The following is a 15,745-nucleotide window of genomic DNA, read 5'->3' on the forward strand; positions in this document are numbered from 1 at the left end:
AAAACCGTCAGGGAGGGATATTGCAGTCTGATCACCGCTGAAGCGCGGATTGCAATGCTTGCCCCTATCCCCGACCACCCCGCCGCTCGATCGTAGACAGCATCTCCAGCAGCACGTCCATATCCACTGGCTTGACCAGATGCGCATCGAAGCCGGCTTCCATCGACTCCCGGCGGTCCTCTTCCTGGCCCCAGCCACTCAGCGCAAGAATCGTTGCGTGCTCGCCCCAGTCGAGGGTTCGCATGTGGCGGCAGGCCTCGTGGCCTGTCATGCCGGGCATGCCGATGTCCATGAGGATCACCTGCGGACGGACCTGGTTGCCAAGGGCAATGGCTTCTTCGCCGTCGTAAGCGGCAGTGACGTCGTGGCCTTCCAGGGCAAGCACGGCGACCATTGATTCGACCGCGTCGCGGTTGTCGTCGACCACCAGCACCTTGCGCGCGATGGGCGACAGCGCGCTGGTGGATTGCTCGGGTGCGGCTGCCTGGATGCAGGTGACAGGCAGCCGGACGACGAATGTGCTGCCTTTGCCTTGGCCTTCGCTATGGGCGCGCACCGTGCCGCCATGCATTTGCACCAGGCGCTTGACGAGCATGAGGCCAATGCCCAGGCCGCCCTGCGCGCGTTCGAGCGTCCGGTCGACCTGCGTGAACATCTCGAAGATCCGGTCGAGCTGGTCGGGTGGAATGCCCGAGCCGTTGTCGCGGACCGTGACGTCGACGCTGTCCTGGCCCGGGTCGACGAAGAGCTCGATGTCGCCGCCGGGAGGCGTGTATTTGGCCGCGTTTGAGAGCAGGTTGCCGAAGACTTGCGTCAAGCGCTCGGCGTCGCCCTGCAGCGTGATCTGCGCGTCCGGCTGCACCAGTCTCAGCCGGTGCCCGTGTTGTTCCAAGGCGGGGCGGCAAGCCTCGATCGCGTGCTGCAGGACCGAGTCCAGCATGAGGGAGGTGAGGCGAAGCTCCAGCTTGCCGCGGTTGATGCGGTTGACGTCGAGCAGGTCGTCGACCAGCCTGACCAGTTGGCGCAACTGGCGGTCCATGACTTCGCGGGCGCGTGCCGTCATGGCGGGATCGCGTTCGGCGCGCTTGAGCACCTCGAGCATGTTGCGCAGGGCGGCAAGCGGATTGCGCAACTCATGCGCCAGCACCGCCAGGAATTCGTCCTTGTGCCGCCGTTCACGCGCCAGTTCCGATTCCGCGATATGACGTTCGAGCAGTTCGGCGGCCTGCCGCGCAAGCAGATCGATGTAGCGCAGCGCCTCCGGGGTGGGGCCGCCGGGCCACGTGTAATGGTTGTTGAGCATGCCGAGCAGCTGGCCGCTGCGGCTGAGCAGCGGCGTGCATTGGATCGACCGGATGTTGTCCTCCATGACGATCTCGAGCCCCAGGGTGCCTTGCAGGTCCGTCAGCAGTTCCACGTCGGGCACTACCAGCCGCTCCAGGTTCTGGGCAGCCTCGGCGCAGCTTGCGACCCAGCCGTCCTCCGCGAAATGCTCGACCAGGCGTGCACTCAGGCCTTGGTGCACGGCAATGCGCAACGTGTTCTTGGCGGGGTCGTAGATCTGGATGTTGCCTTTCTCGGTGCCGGAAATGTCGGCCGCGGCGGCGAGGATTTTTTTCAGAAGCGGTTCGAATTCGCCGGGGCCGACGAGTTCGGCGCTCAGCGCCTGCAGTCTGGCCAGGGCGTGGACTTCATGCCGAAGATGCGCGGCCGCGCGGTCCCGTTCGACCACGATGCTGGCGGCCAACGCGCCGAACTCCGCGACACGCTGCTCCCAGGTGCTCAACGCAGCAGCCTGAGGCAGAAACAACAGAAACCAGCCGACGGGCGCACCATCGGCAGCCTGTGCGGGTTGGGCGTGGCAGGCCCGGATACCGTGTTGCGCGCAAAGGGATTGCCAAGGCGCCGCCCACATCGCCGCGTCCTCGATATCGAGGCAGCCCGTTGGCTGATCACACCGCGCGGCAAGGCCCGGCGCGAAGAGCGCCTGATCGATCGATTGTCCGCGCAGGCCCGCGGCGAATTCGGCAGGCAATTGCGAGGAGTATCCGTCGTCCACGGTGGCGCGGCCCGCGCCGGCCAGAATGACGCAGGCGCGCGCGTCGGGAAGCAAGCGGCCGACGGCATCGGTAAGCGCCTCCAGGCATGCCTTGGCCGGCGTGCCGGACGCCGATGAAAGCAGGATCTGGCGTTGCGCTTCATGCAGCGCAGTGTGGCTTGCGGATTCTGGCGGCGGGCAAGTCAAGCAAGTCTCCTTCCTGGTGCCCCCAACGCATCAGTCATCTGGCGGGAACGATGCAAGGATGGAGGCGTTTGGCCTGTGTCGCCGCGGTGTGCGCCTGACGACGGCTTTAAATATTTACATGGATCCCGCCCCGCGAGTGTTGCAATTTGTCGGTCAGCCGTCACGGATCGTCGCGCAGTTGTCGAGTTCTTTCAGGCGTCCGCAGTGATCGGGGGCAATGGCAACAGCCGCTGCTGGATGTGGGCCATTGCCGTCTCCAGTTGTTCGACCAGCGCCTGCGCGGCCGGCGACAGCGTGCGGTCGCGGCGATGCAGCACGCCGATATAGCGGCGCGCCGACGCGTCACAGAGGGGCGTGCAGAGAAGGCCGGACAGGTTCAGCTCCGGCAGCGCCAGCCGCGGCAGCACACTGACGCCGAGCCCCTGGCGCACCATGCCGGCCGCCGTGCCCATGTGCGTGACGTCGTAGCGCAGCGCGGTGGTCGGCGCCCCGACCTCATCGCGCACGGCGCGGTCGAACTGCTGGCGCGCATGGGACCCCTGCGAGAGCAGGATCAGGTCGTAGCGCAGCACGTCGCGCCAGTGCAGCATCCCCGGCGCCTCGCCCAGCGGGTGGCCAGCGGGAAAGACGGCGCAAAAGCAGTCCTCGCCCAAGGGAGTGAACGTCAGGTCGGACGCCGGCTCGGCCTGCGCGGCCACGGCGAACTCGATCTGGTTGGTGCGCAAAAGGGCGACCAGTTCGTCGTTGTGGGCCTCGACCACACGCACCTTCAGCGCCGGATGCGCCTGGCGCAGCGTGCCGGTGGCGGCGGGCAGAAGTGTCAGAGCGGCCGAGGGCAGGGCGCCCAACGCCACGTTGCCGCGCCGCACGGCAGCCAGATCCGCCAAGCTGCGGTAGGCCTCTTCGAGGTCGGCGATGGGCCGCTGCACGCGGGCATAAAAGTCCTGTCCGGCCGAGGTCAGGCTGATGCTGCGTGTGGTGCGTTCGAATAACCGCAGGCCGAGCACTTCTTCAAGGTCCTGGATCAGGGCGGTGAACGAAGGTTGCGTCACGCCGAGGTGATTGGCCGCGTGGGTGAAAGAGCCGGTGTCCACCGCGAGCAGAAAAGCCTTGAGCGGCCGGTATTTGATATTGATAGCCATCGGCTAATAATAGTGAAGAAATATCTATTTGTGTCTAATAATTGACCGGACGATGATGACGTCTACCGAAGCCCTCCGGATTCATAGACGTTATGGACGCATCGAGCCACAAGCCCTTCCGGCTGGGCGCCAACTGGCGCCAGAGCCAAGACGGCGACGCCGTCATCACCTCCATCAACCCGGCCGACGGCAGCATCGCCGGCATCGTCACGCGCGCGCTGCCGCAGGACGTTGACACCGCTGTTGCCGTCGCCTGGGACGCATATCAAAACAAGCCCTGGCGCAAGCTGCGTCCCGACCAGCGCGCCGCCACGCTGTACGAAATCGGGCGCCGCCTGTCCGCCGAGCGCGAGCCGTTGGCGCGCCTGCAGATGCTGGACAGCGGCAAGCCCTACAAGGAATGCCTGAACATGGTCGACAGCGCGGCCGGGCATTTCCGCTATTACGCCGCCGTGTGCGAGACGTGGCAGAACGAGATGACGTCGCCGCGCGGGGAATACTTTTCCATGGCCTTGGCCGAGCCCTTTGGCGTGATCGCGGCCATCACGCCCTGGAACTCGCCGATCATGAACGAAGCGCAGAAGGCCGCGCCCGCGCTGGCCGCGGGCAACGCGGTGCTGATCAAGCCGTCCGAGGAAACGCCGCAACTGGCGCTGGAACTGGCCCGCATCTGCGCCGAGGCGGGACTGCCGGAAGGTCTGCTGACCGTCCTGCCCGGCCATGGCGAAGACGTGGGCGCGGCGCTGGTCAGGCATCCCGGCGTGCGCATGGTGTCGTTCACGGGGGGCACCGAAACCGGCCGCGCCATTGGTGGCATCGCGGGCCAGCGCCTGATTCCGGTCGGACTGGAACTGGGCGGCAAGTCGCCGCATATCGTCTTTGACGATGCGGACCTGGATCGCGCGGTGGCAGGCGTGGTGTCGGGTATTTTCGGGTCGGCCGGCCAGAGCTGCGTGGCGGGGTCGCGACTGTTCGTGCAGAAGTCCATTTACGGGCGTTTCATGCAGGCGCTGGTGGAGCGCACGCGGCAGGTCCGCGTCGGCCTGCCCGACGATTCATCCACGCAGATGGGGCCGCTGGTCTCTCGCGCGCATCGGGACAAGGTGGCGGGCTATGTGGACATCGGCCGTGCCGAGGGCGGGAAAGTCTTGGTCGGCGGCGCGGCGCCCACGCAGGCCGAACTGGCCAACGGATGGTTCTACCTGCCGACCGTGATCGATGGGCTGGGCAACGGCGCCCGCGTGTGCCAGGAAGAAATCTTTGGACCGGTGCTGGTGGCGCTGCCTTTTGAGGACGAGGACGATGTGGTCCAGCAGGCCAACGACACTGCCTTCGGCCTGGCCGCGGGCATGTGGACCGGCGACTACGCCCGCGCCTGGCGCGTGGCGCGTGAGATCGAGGCCGGCTCCATCTGGATCAACACCTACAAGCAATCGCATATCGCGACCCCGTTCGGCGGCTTCAAGGCCAGCGGCATCGGGCGCGAGAAGGGCCTGCACGGCCTGCGCCTCTACAGCCAGGTCAAGAGCCTGTACTGGGGCATGCACGACAAACCGATGGGACTTTGAGCAAACATGACGACTGAAAAGAAACAAGGCGCGGCGCTGTCCCTGGCCGACGCGCGCATCCTGATTGCCGGCGCGGCCAGCCTGGTGGGCTCCCACACGGCCGACGCGTTGCTGGCGGCCGGCGTCAAGGAGGTCATCCTGCTGGATAACTTCGCGTTTGGCACGCCAGAGGCGATCGCGCATCTGCAGGACAACCCCCGCGTGAAAGTGGTGCGCGGCGACCTGATGCGCCTTCCCGATCTGCTGACTGCCACCGAGGGCGTGGACGGCGTGCTGCACCTTGCCGCCTACATGACGCTGGGTTTTGCCCAGACGCCCTGGCAGGCCGTGGACGTGAACATCCGTGGCGCGCAGAACATGCTGGAGGCCTGCCGCGCCAACAAAGTGAAGAAGATCGTCTTCGCCTCGTCCAATGCCGTGTATGGCTATGGCACCGGCATTGCGGGCGCGCTGGTCGAGAACGGCCCCTTCCATTCGGTGGGCGCGCCTCCCGCGGCCATCCTGTATGGCGCGTCCAAGATCATGGGCGAGCAGTTATGCCGCCAGTACTACCAGAAGGCCGGGCTGGACTACGTGGTGCTGCGCTACTCCACGGTCTACGGCGAACGGCAGCATTACCGCGCCGCCAATTCCCTGTACATCATGGAAACCTACGACCGCGTGCGCAAGGGCGAGCGGCCCGTGTTGCCGGGCGACGGCACGGACACCAAGCATTTCGTGCACGTCTCGGACGTGGCGCGCGCCAACGTGGCCGCCTTTGAAAGCGCCGCCACCGATGTCGCGGTGAATGTGTCGGGGCCGGCGCCCATCACCACCGGCGAACTGGTGCGGCTGGTGCTGGACTACTGCAAGAGCGACCTGCAGCCCGAAATCAAGCCGGATCCGCCCGGCACGGTGCGCCTGACATCGGGCGGCGCCTTCCACATCCCGCATGACCTGGCCGGCCAGCATATCGGCTGGCATCCTCGGGTCGGCATGGCGGAGGGCGTGAACCGGCTGCTGGCCTGGCGCGAGGCGCAGGAGGCCGTGCAGACGCCGTAAGGAGGAATGCGCTCACGGCGCCATAGAGCGCCGGGGCGGGCAGTACGTACTTCAGTAGTCACGATAACGACATCCACAGGAGACAGGACAATGAAGTTGCGACATTGCATTGCCGGCGTGGCCATCGGCATGGGGCTGGCATTGGGTGGGGCCGCGGCGCAGGTAGCGGGCTACCCCGACAAGCCCGTGACGCTGGTGGTGCCGTATCCAGCCGGCGGGGCCACGGACGTCATCGCGCGTCTGATCGCGGAGAAGCTGCCGGCCGCATGGGGGCAGCAGGTCATCGTCAACAACCGGCCAGGCGCGGGCACCACGGTGGCCGCCGAGCAGGTGGCGCGTTCGCCCGGCGACGGCTACACGCTCTACATGACGACGGCCGCCCACACCATCAGCGCCAGCCTGTACAAGAAGCTCAACTACGATCCCTTGAAGGATTTCGCGCCGCTGACGCTCACGTCCACGATTCCTCTGGTGCTCGTGACCTCGCCCTCGCTGCCGGTCAAGACCCTGGACGATCTGATCAAGTACGCCAAGGCCGCGCCGCAGGGGTTGAGCCTGGCGTCCACCGGCAACGGCACGCCGCAGCACCTGACGGGCGAATTGTTCAAGGCCAGGACGGGAATCAAGCTGGTCCATGTGCCGTACCGCGGCGATGCGCCGATGCTGACCGACCTGATAGGCGGACAGGTGCAGATGGCCTTCGTCACGTTGTCGGCCGCGCTGCCCCATATCCAGTCGGGCAAGCTCAACGCCATCGCGTTGGCGCATCCGCGCCGTGTCGAGGCCATCGCGCAGGTCCCGACGATGGCCGAGGCGGGCATGAAGAACTTCGAGGCCGCGACCTGGTTTGGCCTTTTCGCGCCGGCCAGCATGCCGGACGCCCTGCGCGAGAAGATCTACCAGGATGTCGCCCGCGTCGTGGCCACGCCCGAAATGACCAAGCGGCTGCAGGAGATGGGCGGCGATGTGAACAACAGCTCGCCCCAGCAGTTCCAGGCCTTCATCAACGACGAGGCGAAGCGGTGGGCCGAGGGCGTCAAGCTCTCCGGCGCACAGATCGACTGAGCGGCCGCACGGTCGATACCGACGGGAGAACCTACTGAATGAGCGACAACGATCAAGAACTGCTGGCGCGCTGCGCCGCCATCGGCACCAGCACCTGGGCCGATGCGATGGATACGCTGGGCATTGCCGGCGTGGTGCAGGGCATTGAGCGCCGGGGCGGGCAAGGCCGTATCGCTGGCTTTGCCGTCACCGCGCGCCACGTCTGGGGCGGCCTGGGAGACTTCGGCCGCGCCGATTTCGCGGTGGGACGCCTGGTGGCCGCCACAGGCCCCGGGCGCGTGCTGATGGTGGACGCAGGGGGGACCTGCATTTCCACTTTCGGCGGCATTGCCTCGTTGGCCGCCTCGCGGCGCCAGGCAACCGCTGTCGTCATCGATGGCGCCTGCCGCGACGTCGATGAAATCCGTGCGACCGGACTGTGGCTGGCGAGCCGCCATGTCACCCCGTTGACCGGCAAGACACGCCTGCGCCTGCAGGCCATGGGCGATCCCGTCACCATCGGCGGCGTGCAGGTCGCCGAGGGCGATCTCGTCGTTGGCGACGACACCGGGCTGGTCGTTGTGCCGCGTGCGCGGTTGCAGGATGTGCTGGCGGCGGCGAAGCACGCGCTGGAGGTGGATGAGCGGGTGGAGCGCGGCATTCGGGACGGCCTGTCATTCGCTGAGGCCGCCGCCGCGGCCAACTACATTCCCGCCAGCACCGGAGGCCGTGCGTGACTGCCCGCTACGAGGTGGTGCAGGTCACATCGCTGGGCGCCGCGTTCGATGCGCGCCTGGCCGCCCATTACCGCGTCCTGCAGGCCTGGCGGGAGCCGCTGGGCCTGGCGGCATTTGGCGACGAATTGGTGGAGCCGCGGGTCGCGGTGACGTCAGTCCGGCATGGATTCACGCAGCCGATGTTCGACGCGTTGCCGAATCTGCAGGCCGTGTGCAGCTGGGGGGTGGGTTACGACACCCTGGACCTGCGCGCCGCCGCCAACCGGCGCATCGGGATCAGTGTCACCCCCGACGTGCTGGACGACTGCGTCGCCGATCTGGCGTGGGCGCTGATGCTTTCGGCGGCCCGGCGTACCGCCGTGGGCGACCGCTACGTGAAGACGGGCCAGTGGCGCGCCATCGGGCAATTTCCGGTTGCGACCCGGGTATCGGGCAAGCGGCTCGGCATCCTGGGACTTGGCCGCATCGGTGAAGCGATCGCCCGCCGGGGCGCGGGCTTCGACATGCAGGTGCGCTATCACAATCGAAGCCCCAGGCCGCAGTCGCCATACCCCTACGAAGCATCCCTGGTGGACCTGGCCGCGTGGGCCGACTTTCTGGTGGTGGCCTGCGTGGGCGGGGCCGCCACGCGGCATCTGGTCAATGCGCCCGTCATTCGCGCGCTGGGCCCGCGAGGGATTCTGGTCAACATCGCGCGCGGCAGCGTCGTGGACCAGGCGGCGGCGCTGGCGGCGTTGCGCTCGGGCGAGCTGGGCGGCGCCGGCCTGGATGTGCTGGAGCAGGAGCCCACCGATGCCGCCGATTTTGCCGATCTGGACCAGGTTTCCCTGATGCCGCATGCGGGCAGCGCCACGCACGAGACGCGGGCCGCGATGGCGGATCTGGTTTTCGATAATGTCACAGCGTTTCTGCGCAGCGGCGCGCTGGTCACGCCGATCGCCGACCGGGAGATGCCGGCATGACCCCGGCTGCGCTGCGGGCGGCGTTGACTGCCTGCCTGGGCGAGGCGAACGTGCTGACGGGCGCGGATGCCCAGCCCTATTTGACCGATTGGCGCCAGGCCGTGACGGGCCGGGCCATGGCGGTGTTGCGGCCGGGCGATACCGGCGAAGTCGCGCAAGTCGTTCGTCTGTGCGCGGCAGCCGGGTTCCCGATCGTCCCGCAAGGCGGCAACACCGGACAGGTGGCAGCCGCCACGCCGGACGTCAGCGGTTCTGCCGTGGTGCTGTCGCTGGCGCGCATGAACCGGGTGCGCGCCCTGGATCTGGACAACGACACCATCACAGTCGAAGCGGGTTGTGTGCTGCAGTCGGTACAGGCGTCTGCGCGCCAGGCGGGCCGGCTCTTCCCGCTATCGCTGGGGGCGCAAGGAAGCTGCACCATTGGCGGCAATCTGGCCACCAACGCGGGCGGCACGCAGGTGCTGCGTTACGGGAACGCGCGCGAGCTTGCGCTGGGACTGGAAGTCGTCACCCCGCAGGGTGAGATCTGGCATGGCCTGCGCGGCCTTCGCAAGGACAACACGGGCTACGACCTGCGCGATCTGTACATCGGCAGCGAGGGCACGCTGGGCATCATCACCGCGGCGGTGCTCAAGGTGTATCCGTTGCCGGTCGCGCAGCGAACCGCGCTGATCGCGGTCGCCAGCCTTGAGCAGGCCCTGCAACTGCTGCAACGCGCCCGCGCGGGCTTTGGCGCCGGACTGACCGCATTTGAAGTGATGTCGGCGGCGTGCCTGCGTGACGTGGTCCAGGCTTTCCCGCAGCAGCGCCTGCCATTCGCCGATCTGCCGGCGGACGCATGGTGTGCGCTGCTGGAGCTATCGGACAGCGAGGACGAAACGCACGCGCAGACGCGGCTGGAGGCCGTGCTGGCGGCCGCGCTGGAGGCCGGCGAGGCGCTGGATGCGGCAGTGTCGGTGTCCGGCGCGCAAAGCGCCGCATTCTGGCACCTGCGCGAGAGCATCACCCTGGCGCTGGCCAAGGCCGGCGCGTGTGTCAAACATGACATCTCGCTGCCCGCCTCACGCATCCCTGCCTTTGTGCGGGCCACCGACCGTGCCTTGGCCACGGCGTTTCCCGGCGTGCGCATGCGCGTGTTCGGCCATCTGGGCGACGGCAATCTGCATTACAACCTGCTGCCGCCGCAGGACGTGCCGGAATCGGCGATCCAGCGGCTCGTCCACGACCGCGTGCACGAGGCCGGCGGGTCTATCAGCGCCGAGCAGGGGATCGGCCAACGCCGGGTGCTCGACCTGGAGCGATACAAGAGTCCCGTGGAACTGGACCTGATGCGACGCATCAAGCATGCCCTGGACCCGCAAGGGCTGATGAATCCCGGCAAGGTGCTGTCCGCCTCGGCAGATCGCGCCTTGGCGTAGCGCGCCACGACGGCGCGCACCATTTCAATGACGGCCTTCCGGCCCAATGACATAACAACTGGAGACAAGAAAATGTTGCTGATGAGCAAGACCCTCGCGCGCGCCGCGCTGTCCGTTGCCGGCCTTTGCGCCGCTTTGCCGGCATGGGCCTGGCCCGACCGGCCCATCGAACTGGTGGTCGGGTTTGCGCCCGGCGGCGGCACCGACCTGACGGCCCGTGCCTTGGCCGTCTTCCTGGAAAAGGAACTGGGCACGACCGTCGTTGTCCAGAACAAGCCGGGCGCGTCCAGCGCGATCGCCCTGTCCTACGTGGCGCGCGCCAAGCCGGACGGCTATACGCTGGCAATGACGAACATGCCGGGGCTGGTGTCGCTGCCGATCGAGCGTCAGGCGGGCTTCACCGGCGATGACTTCACGTACCTGGCCAACCTGGTCCGCGACCCCAGCGCGTTCAGCGTGGCCAGCGACAGCCCGTACAAGACCTTGCAGGCGTTGATCGCCGCCGCCAAGGAACGGCCGGATGCGGTGAGTTATGGATCGACGGGCGTGGGCACCGACGATCATCTGGCGCTGGTGTTGTTCCAGGCGCAGACGGGCACCAAGCTCAATCACGTTCCGTACAACGGCGCGGGCCCCTTGCGCAGCTCGGTGCTGGGTGGGCATACCGTCATTGGCGGCCTGAATCTGGGCGAGGTCATGCCCTACAACGGCAAGAATATGCGGGTGTTGGCGCAGGCCAGCGAAAAGCGGTCGCCGCTGGGCCCGGATGTGCCCACATTCAAGGAATTGGGCGTGAACCTGGTGTTTGCCTCGGAACGCGGCATCGTCGGACCCAAGGGCCTCCCCGCCGACGTGTCGGAAAAACTGCGGCAGGCGCTGGGCAAGGTGGCGGCCAATCCGGCGTTCCAGACCCAGATGAAGCAGCAGTTCACGGAAATGGACTACGTGGACGGGCCGCAGTGGCAGGAGCGCCTGAAGGGCGACGATGCGCGCCTGCGGCAGATCTGGGCCCAGACGCCCTGGGTGGAGTAGCCCGCGCGATTACGCCAGCGGCAAGGTCAGCACGCCTTGCGGGGCCGGGCGCATCATGACCCGCCGGTACCACGCCGATAGCGCGGGCGTATCGGGCCGCTCAATCGGCATGGCGAGCCATCGATGGGCGGCCGCGACCAGCGCGATGTCGCCCATCGTGAGATGGCGGCCCACGATGAACTCGCGGCCTTGCAGGGCCTGGTCTAGAATCAGGGCGCGCGCGTTCGAGCGCTGGACGGATTTCTCGATGGCGGCCTTGTCGCGCTTTTCTTCGGGCGTGCGGATCAGGCCCAGAAATGCCGGCACCATGGCCGGCTGCCATTCGGTCGCCTGCCAGTCCATCCAGCGGTCGGCGTCGGCGCGCAGGCAGACATCCTCGGGCCACAGCGTGCCCACGCCGTAGCGTGCCGCCAGGTAGCGCACGATGGCATTGGATTCCCAAAGAATGAAGCCGCCGTCGTCGATGACCGGCACCAGGCGGTTGGGATTGAGCTTTGCCGCGTAATCGTCGGTGTCGACCACGCCGTAGGGGCCGCCTGCCTGGACAAAGGTGTGCGGCAGCGCCAGCTCGCGTACAGCCAGCATTACTTTTTGAACGTTGACGGATGTCAGGCGTCCCCAGATCTTCAACATAGCCAATCCTTTCAAGGGTCAGGCCGGCGGCAGGTGCCGCCGCGCAAAGCCGCTGTCGCGCCCGAAGCGCGTCCAGTCGAATGCCGGCCCGGGGTCGGTCTTGCGCCCCGGGGCGATATGTTCGTGTCCCTGGGCGGCCACCAGGGGATAGCGCGAACGCAGCGTGTGGGTCAGCTTGCGCAGCGACGCGTATTGCTCGTCAGTGTAGGGCAGCGTGTCCGTGCCTTCCAGTTCGATGCCGAGGGAAAAATCGTTGCAGCGCTCGCGTCCCGCAAAGCGCGACACGCCGGCGTGCCAGGCGCGCCGGTCCGTGGAGACGAATTGCATGATGCCGCCGTCGCGACGAATGAAAAAGTGCGCGGACACGCGCAGCCCGCGCAGGCGTTCCAGCCAGGGATGCGAGCCGTAGTCGAGCGTGTTCAGGAACAGGCCCGCGACTTCGGGGCCGCCGAACTTGCCCGGGGGCAGGCTGATGTTGTGCAGGACCAGCAGCGAGACCTGCGCGCCCGCGGGGCGCGTGTCGCAGTTGGGCGAGCGCAATAGGGAAACGCCCGGAGCCGGCGCCAGCCAGCCATGTCGATCCAGGAGCAAAGGCATAGGGAGGGAGCGAGTGAGGATTCCGGCGCCCATTATGCCGTGGGCCCGCCGATTGCCCTATCCGGCCACTTGGCCCGCCCAGAGGAATGGGGATCAGCGCTTGGCCGGGCCCAGGCGCGCGTGGTCGGCGCTGCACCAGGTCTGGCCGTTCTGCAGCAAGGCCTCGGAGCGGGGCAGATGGATGCCGCAATGGGCGCAGCGCACCATGGTCTCCAGGGCGGGCGGGGCTGCGTCGGCCTGCGCCTTTTTCTTCGGGCCGGCCTGCCGCTGCGCGGCCATGCGGCCGGCGACGCGGGCAACAAACAGGACCAGGATGATCAGAACGATCCAGAAAAGCAACTTGCCCACGTCAGCCTCGATGCAGAATCATTTCCAGCACGAACCGGCTGCCGGTATAGGCCAGAATCAAAAACCCGAAACCCGTCAGGGTCCAGCGCAGGGCGACGCGGCCGCGCCAGCCCCAGACGTGCCGCCCGGCCAGCAAGACCCCGAAGGTCAGCCAGGACAGCAGCGTGAAAACGGTCTTGTGGTCGAACGGCAGGATCTTGCCGGTCAGCTTCATGGAGGCGATCGAGCCCGAGCCCACCGCCAGCGTCAGTACGACGAACCCGATCCAGATGATGCGGAAAAGCAGTTGCTCCTGCACCAGCAGCGGCGGTTGGGAATCGAGCACGCGCCCGATGATGCTGCGTTCGGCCGGCGCGTCCAGGGGCCGGTGCAGGTGGCGGTCCAGGAGAGCCATCATCATGGCGTGCAGGGCCGCGATGGTGATGAGCCCGTAGGCCGCCAGGGCGATCAGGAGGTGCACGCGCAGCCAGGCGTCGTTGGCATGCGGCACGAATTGCCCTTGCGGGAAGATGGCGGCAAGCCCGCTGGCGATGGCGGCGGCGGGCAGCAGCAGCAACTGCAGGCCGTCGATGCGCACGAGCAGGCTTTCCACCCAGAACACCACCATGCCCAGCCAGACGGCGGCGGACAGGGCAAGCGCCCATCCGATGAACAGGTGCTGGGCGCCCAGCATCGATTGTTGCAGCCCGATTCCATGGAGAACCAGGGCGCCCAGCAGGCACAGACGGGCAATTTTGCCGGTCTGTTCCACTTCCTTGGCGCCGGCCAGGCGGATCCAGAGCGACCCCCCGAGCACTGCGTACGCCAAGGCAGCCGCTGTGTGAAATACAATGCCTAGTGACATAGAAACCGTTGTCTGGATGGGGCCTTTGGGGTGCACGTCACCCGAAAGCGCAGAATCCGCGCCTGCGGCCACCGTTCAATCGACTAGTTTAAGCGGAAACGCCTCTCATGCTCGATAACCTAACTCAACGCCTGTCGCGTGTCGTCAAGACGCTGCGCGGGGAAGCCCGCCTTACCGAGGCCAACACGCAGGAGATGCTGCGCGAAGTGCGCATGGCGCTCCTGGAAGCCGACGTCGCGCTGCCGGTCGTTCGCGACTTTGTCGCGCGGGTGAAGGAAAAGGCGCTGGGCGAAGAAGTCGCCGGCAGCCTCAGCCCGGGCCAAGCGCTGGTCGGCGTCGTCCACAAGGAACTGACCGCCCTCATGGGCGGCGACCTGGGCGCCGACGCCAACGAACTGTCGCTCGCCGTCCAGCCGCCCGCCGTGATCCTGATGGCGGGCCTGCAGGGCGCCGGCAAGACCACCACTACCGGTAAGCTGGCGCGCTGGCTCACCGAGGGCCAGCATACCCAGCACGGCCGCAAGACCGGCAAGAAAAAAGTGCTGGTGGTGTCCGCCGACGTCTATCGTCCGGCCGCTATCGACCAGCTAAAGAGCGTGGCCGCGCAGGTCGGCGTGGATTTCCTGCCTTCCGACCCCAGCCAGAAGCCCGAAGACATCGCGCGCGGCGCCGTGGATCACGCGCGCCGCCATCATTACGACGTGCTGATCCTGGATACGGCCGGCCGTCTGGGTATCGACGAGGCCATGATGCGCGAAATCCGCGCGCTGCATGACCTGGTCAAGCCGGTGGAAACGCTGTTCGTGGTGGACGCGATGCAGGGCCAGGACGCGGTCAACACCGCGCGCGCCTTTGCCGAAGCGCTGCCGCTGACCGGCGTCGTCCTGACCAAGCTGGACGGCGATGCCCGCGGCGGTGCGGCCCTGTCGGTGCGCCACGTGACGGGCAAGCCGCTCAAATTCGTCGGCGTGTCGGAAAAGCTGGATGGCCTGGAGCCCTTCTATCCGGACCGCATGGCGCAGCGCGTGCTGGGCATGGGCGACATCGTCTCGCTGGTCGAGCAGGCGCAGAAGAACATCGACATCGCCGAGGCGCAGAAGCTCGCGTCCAAGATCAAGTCGGGCAACAAGTTCGACCTGAACGACTTCCGCGACCAGCTTGGCCAGGTGAAAAAGCTGGGCGACATGGGCTCGCTGCTTGAAAAGCTGCCCGCCCAGTTCCAGCAGGCCGCGGGTCAGTTGCAGGGCGGCCAGGCTGAAAAGCAGCTTCGCCGCACCGAAGGCATCCTGAATTCCATGACGGCCGCCGAACGCGCCAAGCCCGAACTCATCAAGGCCTCGCGCAAGCGCCGCATCGCGGCCGGCTCCGGCGTGCCGGTCCAAGAGGTCAACCGCCTGCTGGCTCAGTTCGAGCAGATGCAGGGCATGATGAAGCAGATGAAAAAGGGCGGCATGGCCAAGATGATGCGCGCCATGGGCGGCATGAAGGGCTTGGGCCGTTTTGGAATGAAGTAAAAAAATGGCCAGACATTGCGTCTGGCCAAGCAATCGCGGCGGGCAGGGGGCGCCGCGCCGCGACACAAGCCGGGGAACGCATGGGTGTCCCCCGGATTGTCGGAATGCGGGCCGCTTACGACAGCGGCGGGATGCGCAGCACCTGGCCCGGGTAGATCTTGTCAGGGCTGGTGAGCATGGGCTTGTTGGCTTCGAAGATCAGCGTGTTCTTGGCGCCCTGGCCCTTGCCGTATTGCGCTTCGGCGATCTTCCACAGGTTGTCGCCCTTTTGCACGGTGTACATCTTGGCTTCCGGCGTGGCCTGCTTGACCTGCAACTGGTTGTCCACTGCGGCCACACCCACGGTGTTGCCCAGCGCCAGCGAAATCTTCTCGGCCTCTTCGGTGCTCAAAGCCTGACCGGCGACCGTGACCTTGTCGCCGTCCACCGTGATTTGCAGGCCATCCGCGTTCAGGCCGTGCTTATCGAGCTCTTTCTTCAATTCTTCCGCCGTCGCGGCCTTGGCCTCGCTGGCGCCGAAGAGCTTTTCTCCAACGTCCTTGATGAAATTGAGCAGACCCATAGTGTTTCCTTTTATCGATGTTGCGGTGAGAAAACCTGCGTGCTCCAAAGGCGCCTGC

15 protein-coding genes are annotated in these 15,745 nt (G+C 66.8%); 8 read left to right on the forward strand and 7 right to left on the reverse strand.

Annotation, left to right across the window (positions count from 1 at the left end):
* Nucleotides 1-64: 64 nt before the first annotated feature.
* Both ASD87_RS18505 and ASD87_RS18510 read right to left on the reverse strand, forming a co-directional pair.
* Nucleotides 65-2,245, reverse strand: coding sequence for an ATP-binding protein (locus ASD87_RS18505; protein WP_082586351.1), 2,181 nt, complete (start codon nucleotides 2,243-2,245; stop codon nucleotides 65-67).
* Nucleotides 2,246-2,436: 191 nt separating this feature from the next.
* The gene (locus ASD87_RS18510; protein WP_056324879.1) at nucleotides 2,437-3,387 is read right to left on the reverse strand and encodes a LysR family transcriptional regulator; all 951 of its coding nucleotides are present in this window, start codon (nucleotides 3,385-3,387) and stop codon (nucleotides 2,437-2,439) included.
* 92 nt (nucleotides 3,388-3,479) lie between these two features.
* Here ASD87_RS18510 and ASD87_RS18515 point away from each other — a divergent pair, with 92 nt between their 5' ends.
* The 7 genes from ASD87_RS18515 (at nucleotide 3,480) to ASD87_RS18545 (ending at nucleotide 11,189) form a co-directional block, all read left to right on the forward strand.
* The gene (locus ASD87_RS18515) at nucleotides 3,480-4,955 is read left to right on the forward strand and encodes an aldehyde dehydrogenase (RefSeq protein WP_056324881.1); all 1,476 of its coding nucleotides are present in this window, start codon (nucleotides 3,480-3,482) and stop codon (nucleotides 4,953-4,955) included.
* Nucleotides 4,956-4,961: 6 nt separating this feature from the next.
* Nucleotides 4,962-5,996 (forward strand): NAD(P)-dependent oxidoreductase, encoded by a 1,035-nt coding sequence (locus ASD87_RS18520; protein WP_056324884.1) that lies wholly within the window; start codon nucleotides 4,962-4,964, stop codon nucleotides 5,994-5,996.
* A 90-nt stretch (nucleotides 5,997-6,086) separates the two neighbouring features.
* Nucleotides 6,087-7,061 (forward strand): tripartite tricarboxylate transporter substrate binding protein, encoded by a 975-nt coding sequence (locus tag ASD87_RS18525; protein ID WP_056324886.1) that lies wholly within the window; start codon nucleotides 6,087-6,089, stop codon nucleotides 7,059-7,061.
* A 38-nt stretch (nucleotides 7,062-7,099) separates the two neighbouring features.
* Nucleotides 7,100-7,777: an RraA family protein gene (locus ASD87_RS18530; protein ID WP_056324889.1), complete on the forward strand. Its 678-nt coding sequence runs from the start codon at nucleotides 7,100-7,102 to the stop codon at nucleotides 7,775-7,777.
* Nucleotides 7,774-8,739: a 2-hydroxyacid dehydrogenase gene (locus tag ASD87_RS18535; protein WP_056324892.1), complete on the forward strand. Its 966-nt coding sequence runs from the start codon at nucleotides 7,774-7,776 to the stop codon at nucleotides 8,737-8,739. Before ASD87_RS18530 ends, ASD87_RS18535 begins: the two co-directional genes overlap by 4 nt.
* Nucleotides 8,736-10,157 carry an FAD-binding oxidoreductase gene (locus ASD87_RS18540; RefSeq protein WP_056324894.1) on the forward strand — a complete coding sequence of 474 codons (1,422 nt, stop codon included), beginning with the start codon at nucleotides 8,736-8,738 and terminating at the stop codon, nucleotides 10,155-10,157. The genes ASD87_RS18535 and ASD87_RS18540 overlap by 4 nt, the downstream gene beginning before the upstream one ends.
* A gap of 81 nt (nucleotides 10,158-10,238) precedes the next feature.
* Nucleotides 10,239-11,189 (forward strand): tripartite tricarboxylate transporter substrate binding protein, encoded by a 951-nt coding sequence (locus ASD87_RS18545; RefSeq protein ID WP_223573203.1) that lies wholly within the window; start codon nucleotides 10,239-10,241, stop codon nucleotides 11,187-11,189.
* A 9-nt stretch (nucleotides 11,190-11,198) separates the two neighbouring features.
* Here the strand turns inward: ASD87_RS18545 and ASD87_RS18550 are convergent, their stop codons facing one another.
* From ASD87_RS18550 to ASD87_RS18565, 4 genes are all read right to left on the reverse strand, one after another.
* Nucleotides 11,199-11,822, reverse strand: a complete 624-nt coding sequence (locus ASD87_RS18550) for a glutathione S-transferase family protein (RefSeq protein ID WP_056324899.1) — start codon at nucleotides 11,820-11,822, stop codon at nucleotides 11,199-11,201.
* 18 nt (nucleotides 11,823-11,840) lie between these two features.
* Nucleotides 11,841-12,419 (reverse strand): 1,6-anhydro-N-acetylmuramyl-L-alanine amidase AmpD, encoded by a 579-nt coding sequence (gene ampD, locus ASD87_RS18555; RefSeq protein ID WP_056324903.1) that lies wholly within the window; start codon nucleotides 12,417-12,419, stop codon nucleotides 11,841-11,843.
* 93 nt (nucleotides 12,420-12,512) lie between these two features.
* Nucleotides 12,513-12,767 carry a PP0621 family protein gene (locus tag ASD87_RS26985; RefSeq protein WP_056324905.1) on the reverse strand — a complete coding sequence of 85 codons (255 nt, stop codon included), beginning with the start codon at nucleotides 12,765-12,767 and terminating at the stop codon, nucleotides 12,513-12,515.
* A gap of 1 nt (nucleotide 12,768) precedes the next feature.
* Entirely contained in the window at nucleotides 12,769-13,611 is an 843-nt protein-coding gene (locus ASD87_RS18565; RefSeq protein ID WP_056324908.1) for an inner membrane protein YpjD, read from the reverse strand.
* Between the two features lie 107 nt (nucleotides 13,612-13,718).
* Between ASD87_RS18565 and ffh the strand changes: the two genes are divergently transcribed.
* Entirely contained in the window at nucleotides 13,719-15,125 is a 1,407-nt protein-coding gene (gene ffh, locus ASD87_RS18570; protein ID WP_056324911.1) for a signal recognition particle protein, read from the forward strand.
* Nucleotides 15,126-15,240: 115 nt separating this feature from the next.
* Here the strand turns inward: ffh and lysM are convergent, their stop codons facing one another.
* Complete coding sequence (gene lysM / locus ASD87_RS18575) at nucleotides 15,241-15,687, reverse strand: peptidoglycan-binding protein LysM (RefSeq protein WP_056324913.1); 447 nt, start codon at nucleotides 15,685-15,687, stop codon at nucleotides 15,241-15,243.
* Between the last annotated feature and the right edge of the window lie 58 nt (nucleotides 15,688-15,745).

This window comes from Achromobacter sp. Root170 (genome assembly GCF_001428165.1).
GTDB lineage: Bacteria > Pseudomonadota > Gammaproteobacteria > Burkholderiales > Burkholderiaceae_B > Achromobacter > Achromobacter mucicolens.